Below are 12,248 nucleotides of genomic sequence, written 5' to 3'. Positions count from 1 at the left end.
CATGCGGCTGCCCGAGCATGGCGCGGCCGAGCAGGCCGACGACGAAGCGCGCGGCCCGAGCACGGCTACCGCGCCTGCGAGCCTCGCAGGCGAAGCGACGCCGTGCCGCCGCTTGATTCCCGTCGTGTTGGCCGGCGGCTCGGGCACGCGCCTATGGCCGATGTCGCGCGAGCACTATCCGAAACAGCTCATCGACGTCATCGGCGCCGATTCGCTGCTGCAAGCCACAGTGCGCCGCATGGACGGCTTCTCCAAAGAGTGGGAGATGGCGGATGCGCCGCTGGTCGTGTGCGGCGACGAACATGGATTCATCGTCGACGAACAGTTGAGGGCCAACGGCGTCACCGCGCAATTGATCGTCGAGCCGGCGCGCCGAGATACCGCCCCCGCGTTGACGCTGGCCGCGGCGCTTGCGTGCGAGCGCGACGGCGACGCGATCCTCGTCGTGATGCCGGCCGACCATGCGATCGCGGACGTCAAGGCGCTGCAGCGCGCGGTCGAACTTGCCGCGCGACACGCGCAGCGCGGCGCGATCACGACCTTGGGCGTGCCGCCAACGCGTCCCGATACCGGTTTCGGCTACGTGAGCATTGGCGAGCCGCTGGGCGACAGCGCGTACCGGATCGATCGCTTCGTCGAAAAGCCGCCCGCCGAGTTGGCCGCGCAGTACCTCGCGCACGGCGGCTACTGGTGGAACAGCGGCATCTTCGTGATGCGCGCTTCGGTATGGCTCGACGCGTTGCGTCGCATTCGGCCGGAGATGCATGCGGCCTGTGTGGCGGCGGTCGCCGAGGGCGCGACGCACGGCGCGCGTTTCGACCCGTGCGCTTGCGCGTTCGAGCGCGCGCCGGCCGATTCGATCGACTACGCCGTGATGGAGCGGCTAGGCGGCCCCGATGCGCCCTGCACGGGCGTCGTCGTGCCGCTCGATGCGGGCTGGTCCGATCTCGGTTCGTGGGACGCCGTATGGGACGCGTTGAACAAGGACGCGGACGGCAATGTCGTGCGTGGGCGGGTCGTGCTCGAAGGGGCGAGTGCCACGTTCGCGCACGCCGAGAGCCGCCTCGTCGCGTGTGTCGGCACGACCAACGTCGTAGTGGTCGAGACGCCCGATGCCGTGCTCGTGGCCGATCGCTCGCACGTGCAGCGCATCAAAGGGCTCGTCGCGCGCATCAAGGCTGAGCATGCACCCGAGGCCGAGACCCATCGCAAAGTACGCCGCCCATGGGGCTTTTACGATTCGATCGATCGCGGCGATCGCTTTCAGGTCAAGCGCATCGTCGTCGCCCCGGGCGCGCGGCTGTCGCTGCAAATGCACCACCACCGCGCGGAGCATTGGGTGGTCGTGCGCGGCACAGCGCTCGTCACGCGCGGCGAGGAAGAGTTTTTGTTGAGCGAGAACGAATCGGCATTCATTCCGCTTGGCGTGCGCCATCGGCTCGGCAATCCGGGCAAGGTGCCGCTCGAAATTATCGAAGTGCAGTCGGGCGCATATCTAGGCGAGGACGACATCGTCCGCTTCGAAGACAACTACGGCCGCTCGGCGAGCGATCGGTCCCACCCATGACGGCCGACTGCCGCCCGGTACGTTGCGGAGAGACCAGATGCGAGAGATACAGGGCTTTCTGACTCGGCTATCCGATGTCGCCATCGTGTTCGCGGCGGCGGCATTGGCGTCGCAGATCCGTTTTGCCGACGCGGGGCCGCACGACTTCATCGCGCCGTTCGTGCTGCTGACCGCCGCGTGCGTGCTCGTGTTGTTTCCGGCATTCGGCGTCTACGATTCGTGGCGCGGCCGGGCCAAACGCATGTTGGCGGGACAGGTCGCCCTGGCGTGGCTCGTCGTGCAAGCGTGCGCGCTGACGGCCATGTTCACGCTGCGCGAGATCGAATACGTGTCGCGCTTATGGTTCGTCTATTGGTGTGCGCTCGCAGGCGCGTCGCTGATCGGCTATCGGTTGGCGGCGCATGCGGTGCTCGCCCGCTTGCGTCATGCCGGCATCAATGTGCGTCGCGTGGCGATCGTCGGCGCAGGCGCGCATTGCGAGGCCATCTTGCGGCGCATCGAAGCTGCCCCGGCAATGGGCTTTCGGGCGGCGGCCGTCTACGCGCCGCACGCCCGGCCGCCGGTCGCCGCGAATGTGGGCGCAACCGCCGTGGCGAGCGAGCCGGTGCGTCGCTTCGACGATCTCGACGCGTTCGCACGTCACGTTCGAAGCGACGACTTGCACGAAGTCTGGCTCGCGCTGCCGCTTTCCGAGGAGCGGACGATCCTGCACGTTGTCGCCGAGTTTCGCGACGACCTCGTGAACATTCGGTTCATGCCCGACGTGCGCTCGCTGGCCTTGTTCGACAGCTCGGGCGTGATCGATCTGCTCGGTGTGCCCGCGATCAATCTCGTGGCTTCCCCGCTTTCGCCGAGCGCGCTGCTCGCCAAGGACGTCTTCGACCGCCTCTTCGCGGCTTGCGCGCTGATCGGCCTCGCGCCGCTGCTCGCCGCGATCGCCGTGGCCGTCAAGCTGTCCTCGCCCGGTCCCGTGCTCTTCAAGCAAAAGCGCAAGGGTGCGGATGGCCGCGTGTTCACCATGTACAAGTTTCGATCGATGCGCGTGCATACCGAAGCGCCGGGCGTCTTGCAGCAAGCGGTACGACACGACCCGCGCGTGACCAAGCTCGGCGCATTCCTGCGGCATACGAGCCTCGACGAATTGCCGCAGTTCATCAACGTACTGCGCGGGGACATGTCGGTGGTCGGCCCCCGTCCGCATGCGCTCGAGCACGACGATCTGTATCGCAAGGTGGTGGCCGGGTATATCCACCGCTACCGGATCAAGCCCGGTATCACCGGGTGGGCGCAAATCAACGGATATCGCGGCGAAACCGATCGCCTCGAAAAGATGGAGCGGCGCGTGGCGCACGACCTCTATTACCTCGGCAATTGGTCGTTCGGCCTCGATCTGCGCATCATCGCGACGACGATCGTCAAGGGCTTCGTCCACAGCAATGCTTACTGAGGACGAACGAGCCGTTCGTCTTCGACGTCATGCATAACCGGCACGGAGGACATCATGTCTGACATCGATCCGCGCATTGGCAGCATCGTATCGTTAGTTGTCCTGAGTTTTGCGTTCACGCTGCCCGCCTGCTCGATCGTGCCGGGGCAGCGCATGATTACGCCACCGACCATCGCCCAAGCCGGCGGCGAATACAGCGCCGAGCCGAGTCGAACCGTGCAAGTTCCCGTGACCGACATCAACCTGAATCTGATTCGGACGATGAACGAGCAGGCCGCGCGCCATCCGATCCCCGACCAGACAAAAGCCTTATTCGGTACGCCCACCCCGTATCGGGTCGGTCCGGGCGATGTGCTGCAGATTGTCGTCTGGGATCACCCCGAACTCGCGGCCGCGCTCGGCCAGCCCACACAAAGTACCCGCACCGACGACGCGGCGCCGGGCTTCGTCGTCGACGAAGCGGGCAACGTGCAGTTTCCGTACGCGGGCACCGTTCATGTGGCCGGGGACAGTGTTGGGCAGATTCAACGCAAGATCGTCTCGCGCGTCAGCAAGGTCTTCAAGAACCCCGAAGTGACCGTGCGCGTCGCCTCGTTCCGAGCGAAGGAAATCTATATCGACGGCGACGTCGGCAAGCCCGGCTCGGTGCAGATCAACGATATTCCGATGACGCTCACGGAGGCCATCGGTCGCGCCGGCGGCTTCACGGCCGGGGCCGATCAGAGTCGCGTCACGCTCGTGCGGGAAGGCAAGCGCTATCCGATCAGCTTCGCCGATCTCGTCCGAGGGGGGCATAGCCCAGGGGAAATCGTGCTGCGGCCCGGCGACATGGTGCACGTGGGCTCGCGCGACGAGAACGGCGTCTATGTCATGGGCGAGGTGAACAAGCCGGCCACGATCATGCCGATGCGCGACGGCCGGCTCACGTTGGCCGAAGCGCTGTCGCAGGCCGGCAGCCTCAATCCGGGGACGTCCAACGCGAAGCAGCTATTCGTGATTCGCGATTCGACGGGTAGCCATCCGCAGGTCTATCACCTCGATGCCACCTCTCCCGTTTCGATGGTGCTGGCCAACCAGTTCGAGTTGCAGCCCAAAGACGTCGTCTACGTCGATAACGGCGCGCTCGTGAAATTCAACCGCGTGCTGAGTTTGTTCTTGCCGGCGATCAACGCCGGCCTGACGGCGGCAATCGTGACGAAGTAAGCGACCGAGCAGCGGCAGCCCGCTAGTGCAGGCACGGACCTTTCGTGCCGGGCGCGTTCACGACAAGAGCGATTACCATGGCTATCGATTTCGAACGTCGTTATACGGATTTCGCCGCCGGCGACGAATTCCGGCTGTCCGACTATCTGCAGGCGATCGCCGCGAACTGGCGATTGATCGCGACGATGACGCTGGCCGTCACGCTGCTCGGCGCGGCGTATGCGTTTCTTGCGCGCCCCGTGTACAGGGCCGATGCGATCATCCAAGTCGAGGAAACGCCAAACGCCGGCAACGGCGCGGCCGAGGACCCGCGGCTGCAAATCGAGCCGCTCTCGCGCATGTTCGCCACCAAGGCGAGCACCGCTGCGCAAATCGAACTGCTCAAATCTCGGCTCGTCACCGAGGGCACCGTCCGCGATTTGCATCTCGACCTGGCCGCGCAGCCGCATACGTTGCCGGTCGTCGGCGACCTGCTCACGGCGCTCACCACAGGCAAGTTCGGCTTCACGTTGCCCGCGTTCATGGGTCTCGGCGGCTTCGCCTGGGGCAACGAGACCATCGACGTGTCGCGCATGGAGATGCCGAGTGCACTGTTCGGCAAGACATTCACGCTGACGGCGGGCGAGGGCGGCACCTTCGCCTTGAGCGACCCGGACGGAATCGCGATCGCGAGCGGCCGCGTGGGCGAAGACGTGACGGGCGCGACAGCGGCCGGCACCGTGACCGTGCACATCGATCGTTTGACGGGGCGGCCCGGTGCGCGCTTCGATCTCGTGCGCGCCTCGACGCTCGATACGGTCGAGCGTTTGCAAAAGCGGCTCAGTGTCAAAGAGACGGCGCTTCAATCGGGCGTCATCGCGCTGACGCTGCAAGGCGCCAATCCGCGGCTGACGGCCGACGTCGTCAACGGCATCGCCAGCCACTTCATCAAGCAAGACGTGGATCGGCGCTCCGCCGAGGCCGAGCACACGCTCGCCTTTCTCGATCGGCAACTACCGCAACTACGCGGCGAACTCGATGCCGCCGAACAGCGCTACAACACGTTCCGCAACCGTCATGGCACTGTCGATTTGAGCGAGGAAAGCCGGCTGCTGCTGCAACAGATCGTCGATAACAAGACCAAGCTCGCCGATTTGGAGCGCCAGCGGGCGGACCTGTCTCAACGCTTCACTGCGAACCATCCGGCCGTCGCCGCACTCGACGCGCAGATCGGGCAGCTCAGAAGCGCGCAAGCGGAGATGACGCGAAACGTGGCCGTGTTGCCCGAGACGGAGCAAACGGCGCTGCGCTTGTTGCGCGACGTGCGCGTCGATACGGAGCTTTACACGAACATGCTCAACAGCGCACAGCAATTGCGCGTGGCGAAGGCGGGGCAGATCGGCAACGTGCGCGTGGTCGATTTCGCCGAGACGCCTGACCGGCCCGTCTGGCCGAAGCGGCCGCTCGTAATCTTGATCGCGTTCGCCGGCGGGCTGTTCGCCGGCATCGTCGTCGCGTTCGTGCGCAAGTCTTTGTACGGCGGCGTGGAGCGCGCCGACGAAATCGAAAGCACGCTCGGGGTGCCCGTGTTCGCGGTCGTGCCGCGCAGCTCACTGCAATTGCGGCTTCAGCAAAACGTGATGATGCGCCGCCGCGGGCTGCATGTGCTGGCCGCTCAATCGCCGCAGGACATCGCCGTCGAAGGCGTGCGCAGTCTGCGCACGTCGTTGCAGCGCTCGCTCGATCAAGCGCCCAACAACATCGTGATGCTCACGGGATCGCGGCCCGATGCGGGCAAATCGTTCCTGTCGGTGAACTTGGCGGCGCTGGTGGCGTCGGCCGGCAAGCGCGTCCTCGTCATCGACGGGGACATGCGCCGCGGCGAAGTGCATTCGCATTTCGGCGTGCGGCATCAGCCAGGGCTTTCCGAGGTATTGCGCGGCGCCGATCTGCACGACGCGATTCGGCGCGAGGTGCTGCCGGGGCTCGACGTCTTGACGAAGGGCGCGCTGCCGGCGCACCCGTCCGAGCTGTTGATGAGCGATCGATTCGGCGACCTCCTGCAGACACTCGCGCGCGGCTACGACCTGGTGATTATCGATACGCCGCCCGTGCTCGCCGTCACCGATTCGACGCTGATCGGCAAGCATGCGGGTACCACGCTCGTGGTTGTGCGGTACGGACGGCACCCGATCGGCGAAATCGGCGAGACCGCGAAGCGGCTCGAGACGGGGGGCGTCAACCTGAAAGGCGTGCTGCTGACCGACGTGCCGCCGGCCATGCCGCTGCTCGGCGGCTCGTACAAAGGCGGCTATTACGGCTACGACAGCATCGCCGAATGATGCGCGAAGAACGACGAACGACGCAACGATTGACGAATCGAGGATCTCAGAGCATGAAACGCAAGGTCGCATTGATCACGGGCGTAACGGGCCAGGACGGGGCGTACCTCGCCGAGCTGCTGCTCGACAAAGGGTACGAAGTGCACGGGCTGAAGCGCCGCACGTCGCTCTTCAATACGGATCGCATCGATCACCTCTATCATGATCCGCACGAGGTGGGCGATGCCGGTCGGCAATTGCATTTGCATTACGGCGATCTGACCGACTCGACCAGCCTTGTGCGTGTGATTCAGGCTGTCGAGCCGGACGAAATCTACAACCTGGCGGCGCAAAGCCACGTGGCGGTGTCGTTCGACGAGCCCGAGTACACCGCCAATGCCGATGGGCTCGGCGCGCTGCGCATTCTCGAGGCGATCCGCATGCTGGGCCGGCATGCGCATACGCGGTTCTATCAGGCTTCGACTTCGGAACTGTACGGCTTGGTGCAGGAAACGCCGCAGCGCGAAAGTACGCCGTTTTACCCACGTAGCCCGTATGCAGTGGCCAAGCTGTTTGCGTATTGGACCACCGTCAACTATCGCGAGGCATACGGCATCTACGCGTGCAACGGCATCTTGTTCAACCACGAGTCTCCGGTACGCGGCGAGACCTTCGTCACACGCAAGATCACGCGCGCGCTCGCGCGCATCGCCGTGGGCTTGCAACGCGAGTTGTATCTCGGCAACTTGTCCGCCCGACGCGACTGGGGCCACGCGCGCGATTATGTCGAGATGCAGTGGCTGATGTTGCAACAAGACGCGCCCGAGGATTTCGTCATTGCGACAGGCGAGCAATACAGCGTGCGCGAGTTCATCCAGTGCGCGGCCGCCGAACTCGGGATTGTGGTGCGCTTCGAAGGCAGCGGGCTCGATGAAGTCGGTATCGTCGAACGCGTGAGCAGCCGCGAGACGCGGGTATCGCCCGGCGACGCGATCGTGCGCGTCGACCCGCGCTATTTCCGGCCGACCGAAGTCGAAACGTTGCTCGGCGACTGTTCGAAGGCGCGCGACAAACTCGGATGGCAGCCGCGCACGCCGTTTTCGGCGCTTGTGCGCGAGATGGCGTTGGCCGACTACCAGATCGCGCGGCGCGATGCGCTCGTGACGATGGCCGGCTTCAAAGCGCTCGAACACCACGAGTGAGCGCGACGATGAACGCTCAGCCGCGTATCTTCATCGCCGGACATCGCGGAATGGTAGGTTCCGCGCTGGTGCGCGAGTTGGCATCGAACGGTTATGGCGAACTCGTCACACGCGGACACGATGCGCTCGACCTCACCGATCAACAGGCCGTGCGCGCATTCTTCGCCGCGGAGCGTATCGATGTGGTGCTGCTGGCCGCGGCACGTGTCGGCGGCATTCTCACGAACGCGACGAGCCCTGCGACCTTCGCCTACGAAAACCTGGCAATCGAGACGAACGTGATCGATGCGGCGTATCGATCGGGCGTCGAACGGCTCGTGTTTTTCGGATCGTCGTGCATCTATCCGAAGCATTGTCGGCAACCGATGCGCGAATCGGATCTGTTGAGCGGCGCGTTGGAGCCGACCAATGCGCCGTACGCCGTCGCGAAGATTGCGGGGCTGATGCTGTGCGAGGCCTATAACCGGCAGTACGGGACGCGCTACGTGGCATTGATGCCGACGAATCTATACGGCCCGAACGACAACTACGACCTCTCGAGCGGCCACGTGCTGCCCGCGCTGATTCGCAAGGCGCACGAGGCGAAGCAGGCTGGCGCGCCGACGTTGATCGTATGGGGCACGGGCGAGCCGCGACGCGAATTTCTGCATGTCGACGACCTGGCGAACGCGACCCGCTTCGTACTCGAGCACGACGTGAGCGATGGTATCTACAACGTTGGCGTCGGCAGCGATCTGACGATTCGCGAATTGGCCGAGCGGGTGGCGAACGTAGTGGGTTTTCGGGGCGAGTTGATCTTCGACCGATCGAAGCCCGACGGCACGCCGCGCAAGTTGCTCGACGTGTCGAAGCTCGCGCGGATGGGCTGGCGCGCGAAGCGCGATCTGACCGAAGGCATTCGCGCGACCTATGCGCAGTACCCACTGTGCGCCGCACGGCATCGCACCCTCGGTGCGGCCTCGAACGGATGAGCGAGCATGACAGCCACAGTGACGATCTTTCACAACGTCGTCTGGTCGCGTCACAAAGGCGCCGTGTTTTCGGCGCTGCACAACTTGTCGGCAGCGGGCACGATCCGCTATGCGGTGGTGCAGATTGCCGAGACGGAGACCGACCGCGTCGGCTTTTCCGATGTCGACTATTCGTTTCATCGCTATCCGATGCGCAAGCTATTCGACGGTTGCTACGAAGATGTGCCGACGTGGCGGATGATCGTACGGTTGACCTCGGAAGTGTTGAAGACGAAGTCTCAACTCGTCGTGCTGCCCGGCTACCATCGGCCCGAATATTGGGCGATGCTCGCGGCGTGCATTATGACGCGCAAGCGCCGAGCGGTATTTTGCGATTCGACGGCGTTCGATCGTCCCCGTCGGCTGCTCACGTCGATTCCGAAGCGGCTCTTCTTCTCGCTGTGCGACGGCTACTTCGGCTTCGGCGAACGTAGCCGCGAATACTTGATGTCGCTCGGGGCGAAGCGCGAACGGATCTTCGTGCCGTGCCAGGCCGCGGCGCTGCCGCGCTCGTTCTCGCGCGGGCAGGCGCTCGGCGAGCGTTTGGCGGCACGGCGCGACGCCCGGCCGGTGCTGCTCTATGTGGGACGGTTATCGGAAGAGAAGGCGATCGATACGCTGCTCGATGCATTCGTGCACGTACTCGGAACCGTGCCGCAGGCGCTATTGCGCATCGTCGGTACCGGGGGCCTACGCGATGCGCTGGCGGATCGGGTGGCGGCGCTGGCACTCGAGGACGCCGTGCAGTTCGTCGGCAGCCTGCAGGACGAGCCGCTCTCGCGCGAATACTTTGGCGCGACGTGTCTCGTGCTGCCGAGCCATAGCGAGCCGTGGGGGCTCGTCGTCAACGAAGCATTGAGCCATGGGTGTCCCGCTGTCGTGAGCGATCGCTGCGGGTGCGTGCCCGAGCTGATCGTCGAAGGGCAGACCGGGCTGTCGTTTCCGGCCGGCGATGTGGACGCCCTCGCGCGGACGCTGGTGGGCGCGGTGCGCGTGTTCGACGATGTCGAGCACACGGCGCGAACGTGCATGGAGCGCATCGCGCGCTTCGACCCGCTATCGGCAGCGGCGAACATCGAGCGCGGCTGCGCGGCGATGCTGCGAGCGCCCGACGATCGTCGTCGGCGGCGCACGCCATCGCGTGCCGGGAGCCGAGGCATCGGCCCATGAAACTGTTGATCTACGGCTTGAATTACGCCCCGGAGTTGACGGGGGCCGGCAAATACACGGCTGAAATGGCCGAGGCGTTGGCCGCGCGCGGGCATGCGGTGCGTGTCGTGTGCGCGCCGCCGTATTACCCCGCGTGGCGGGTGGCGGCCGGATGGTCGGCATGGCGGTACAGGCGGGAGATGCGTGGTGGAATCGTGGTGCGGCGTGCGCCATTATGGGTGCCCGCGCATCCGCGCGGCGCGGCGCGCGTGGCGCATCTTGCGTCGTTTGCGTTCAGTTCGGTGTTGCCGATGGTCGCGCAATGGCGCTGGCGGCCCGATGTCGTCATGGCGATCGCGCCGACGCTGCTGTGTGCGCCCGTCGCGTTGATGCTGGCCCGGGCGAGCGGTGCGAGCGCGTGGCTGCATGTTCAAGACTTCGAGGTGGATGCTGCGTGTGGGCTGGGCTTGCTTGCGCCGGGCCCCCTCGCGTGTGCGGCCCACGCGTTCGAGGGGGCGATGCTGCGGCGGTTCGACGTCGTTTCGTCGATTTCCGAGAGGATGGTCGAGCGGCTGGCGACGCTCGGCGTGCTGGCGACGCGCACGCTTTGCGTGCCCAATTGGGTGGATGTGCGGGCGATTCGGCCGCTGCGTCGGCCTAGCCTGTATCGGCAAGCGTTGGGCATCGGCGAGGGCGAAGTGGTGGTGCTCTATGCGGGAAACATGGGGGCGAAGCAAGGGCTCGACTATTTGATCGATGCGGCGGCGCGGCTCGTCGCGCGCCCCGACGTTCGATTCGTGTTTTGCGGCGATGGTTTGTTACGCGATGCCCTCGCGCGGCAGTGCGCACAGCTTTCGAATTGCACACTGATCGGGCTGCAAAGCGCGGACCGGTTGCGCGAGTTGTTGGGTTTGGCGGATATCCATGTGTTGCCGCAGCGCGCCGGTGCGGCCGATCTCGTGATGCCCTCGAAGCTGACGGGCATGATGGCGAGCGGGCGAGCAATTGTGGCGATGGCGCATGCGGGAACGCAGTTATTCGAGGTACTGGCGGGGCGCGGCGTTGTTGTGGAGCCGGAAGACGCGGTCGCGCTGGCGCGGGCAATCGATAGGTTGGCGGACGATGCGTCCTTGCGTGCGCGGCTCGGGGCGGCGGCACGACGGTATGCTGTGCACGGGTTGTCGCTCGACAGCGTGATGGAGCGGATCGAGCAGCGGTTGTACGCATGCCGTGGCGACGGGTGCGAGGTGGGGGTGCGCATCGACGAGAGGGCGTTCGTTGGGGAAACGGTAGGGCATCGGGCGCGTCCGCCCACGTGAGGCGACCTGGGCATGCGGTATCCGGTGGTTGTAGTGCAGGCCAGATTCTTCATCAACCTGCTGCCCCTGGAACAGTAATGGCTGAGGGCCGCCCTAGCGGCCCCCTCAGCCATTCAAATGCGTCCAACGACCTCCAACTCGTCCCATAGCTGGGAGCGTCCCATCTCCTTCATGTATGTGCCATAGTCTAAGAAGCCTTGAACGCTTATCTCCTCCTTAGACAGCCATGTTGCATCACACTCGGGGCAGATATAAATCAGCTTTCGGAGGCCCTTAATTTTTGCCTCGACGATTTCGTCTTGTTCGCATCTTGGGCAGATCATCTTCCTCTCGCTAATGTACCGGGTATACCGGAATGATTTCGTTCGTGCCGGGGCGCGTAATTATCTTGACGTTCGTTTCCCCTGCTGACCCGACAGACCGCCCCATTGGAACGACATAGGCGCCTGGGTCATTCGCCAGTGGCTGGCCACGTTTCGCCCATGCCTCGTCTACAACGTCAAGAGATCCGCCTCTCTTGCATGTGCAGAAGACAGAGTGAGTTTTCTTGTTGGGATTCGGCGACTCATGCTCAAGTACGTGCTTGATTCGATTTCCCTGAGCCGAGCCTTGACCATAGTTCAATCCACCCAAAGTGCTCCAGGTCTGTGTGCTCTTGTCGTATCCGAGCTTGATTAAGCCGAGCGGGTCAATCCACTGAATCGGGTTGGGGGCGTACTGCCATGCATTTAAACCGCCGTGCAAGCCGATAGGATCAGTGGAGGCGAACCTGCCACTGCTCGGATCGTAATAGCGGTGCCGCGTGTAATGCAGCCCAGTTTCCTCATCGAACTGCCGCCCCTGAAACCCTCCACATCTCTGGGAGGTGATCTTTTCGTAGGTGCGACTTTTGTGCCGCCAGACGCCGATTCGTGAACCGCCCCGGATTTTGTGGAGGCTCCAACTCTTGAGAGAATGGAGCCATGAACAAGTCGAACAAATTTTCTGCCGAGGTCCGCGAGCGTGCAGTCCGCATGGTGCGAGAGCATCGGGACGAGTATCCGTCGCAGTG

Annotated in this window: 8 protein-coding genes and 1 pseudogene; 8 read left to right on the top strand and 1 reads right to left on the bottom strand. The window is 64.5% G+C overall.

The features are described from left to right. Position 1 precedes the first annotated feature (1 nt). From ACTHN9_RS00260 to ACTHN9_RS00225, 8 genes are all read left to right on the top strand, one after another. On the top strand, positions 2-1,567 hold the full coding sequence (locus ACTHN9_RS00260) for a mannose-1-phosphate guanylyltransferase/mannose-6-phosphate isomerase (RefSeq protein ID WP_440534767.1): 1,566 nt from the start codon (positions 2-4) through the stop codon (positions 1,565-1,567). 37 nt (positions 1,568-1,604) lie between these two features. Next, entirely contained in the window at positions 1,605-3,014 is a 1,410-nt protein-coding gene (locus ACTHN9_RS00255; protein WP_440534740.1) for an undecaprenyl-phosphate glucose phosphotransferase, read from the top strand. Between the two features lie 54 nt (positions 3,015-3,068). Beyond that, positions 3,069-4,217 carry a polysaccharide biosynthesis/export family protein gene (locus ACTHN9_RS00250; protein WP_440534739.1) on the top strand — a complete coding sequence of 383 codons (1,149 nt, stop codon included), beginning with the start codon at positions 3,069-3,071 and terminating at the stop codon, positions 4,215-4,217. A 77-nt stretch (positions 4,218-4,294) separates the two neighbouring features. Then, positions 4,295-6,538 carry a polysaccharide biosynthesis tyrosine autokinase gene (locus tag ACTHN9_RS00245; protein WP_440534738.1) on the top strand — a complete coding sequence of 748 codons (2,244 nt, stop codon included), beginning with the start codon at positions 4,295-4,297 and terminating at the stop codon, positions 6,536-6,538. A gap of 53 nt (positions 6,539-6,591) precedes the next feature. After that, complete coding sequence (gene gmd, locus ACTHN9_RS00240; RefSeq protein ID WP_440534737.1) at positions 6,592-7,719, top strand: GDP-mannose 4,6-dehydratase; 1,128 nt, start codon at positions 6,592-6,594, stop codon at positions 7,717-7,719. Positions 7,720-7,727: 8 nt separating this feature from the next. After that, complete coding sequence (locus tag ACTHN9_RS00235; RefSeq protein ID WP_440534736.1) at positions 7,728-8,690, top strand: GDP-L-fucose synthase family protein; 963 nt, start codon at positions 7,728-7,730, stop codon at positions 8,688-8,690. Positions 8,691-8,696: 6 nt separating this feature from the next. Beyond that, positions 8,697-9,899 (top strand): glycosyltransferase family 4 protein, encoded by a 1,203-nt coding sequence (locus ACTHN9_RS00230; RefSeq protein WP_440534735.1) that lies wholly within the window; start codon positions 8,697-8,699, stop codon positions 9,897-9,899. Continuing rightward, entirely contained in the window at positions 9,896-11,197 is a 1,302-nt protein-coding gene (locus ACTHN9_RS00225) for a glycosyltransferase WbuB (RefSeq protein ID WP_440534734.1), read from the top strand. Before ACTHN9_RS00230 ends, ACTHN9_RS00225 begins: the two co-directional genes overlap by 4 nt. Before the next feature lie 333 nt (positions 11,198-11,530). Here ACTHN9_RS00225 and ACTHN9_RS00220 read toward each other — a convergent pair. Continuing rightward, positions 11,531-12,043: pseudogene (locus ACTHN9_RS00220) on the bottom strand (RHS repeat-associated core domain-containing protein); the annotation flags it as partial. Between the last annotated feature and the right edge of the window lie 205 nt (positions 12,044-12,248).

Source organism: Trinickia sp., assembly GCF_051953405.1.
In the GTDB taxonomy this organism is placed as follows: domain Bacteria; phylum Pseudomonadota; class Gammaproteobacteria; order Burkholderiales; family Burkholderiaceae; genus Trinickia.
The sequence above is the reverse complement of the archived record's forward strand: the minus strand, read 5'-3'. Positions and strand labels throughout refer to the sequence as shown.

Excerpts from the sequence above, each read along its gene's own strand:
- ACTHN9_RS00260 (WP_440534767.1), top strand. The coding sequence starts at position 2 with ATGCGGCTGCCCGAGCATGGCGCGGCCGAGCAGGCCGACGACGAAGCG.
- ACTHN9_RS00255 (WP_440534740.1), top strand. The coding sequence starts at position 1,605 with ATGCGAGAGATACAGGGCTTTCTGACTCGGCTATCCGATGTCGCCATC.
- ACTHN9_RS00250 (WP_440534739.1), top strand. The coding sequence starts at position 3,069 with ATGTCTGACATCGATCCGCGCATTGGCAGCATCGTATCGTTAGTTGTC.
- ACTHN9_RS00245 (WP_440534738.1), top strand. The coding sequence starts at position 4,295 with ATGGCTATCGATTTCGAACGTCGTTATACGGATTTCGCCGCCGGCGAC.
- gmd (WP_440534737.1), top strand. The coding sequence starts at position 6,592 with ATGAAACGCAAGGTCGCATTGATCACGGGCGTAACGGGCCAGGACGGG.
- ACTHN9_RS00235 (WP_440534736.1), top strand. The coding sequence starts at position 7,728 with ATGAACGCTCAGCCGCGTATCTTCATCGCCGGACATCGCGGAATGGTA.
- ACTHN9_RS00230 (WP_440534735.1), top strand. The coding sequence starts at position 8,697 with ATGACAGCCACAGTGACGATCTTTCACAACGTCGTCTGGTCGCGTCAC.
- ACTHN9_RS00225 (WP_440534734.1), top strand. The coding sequence starts at position 9,896 with ATGAAACTGTTGATCTACGGCTTGAATTACGCCCCGGAGTTGACGGGG.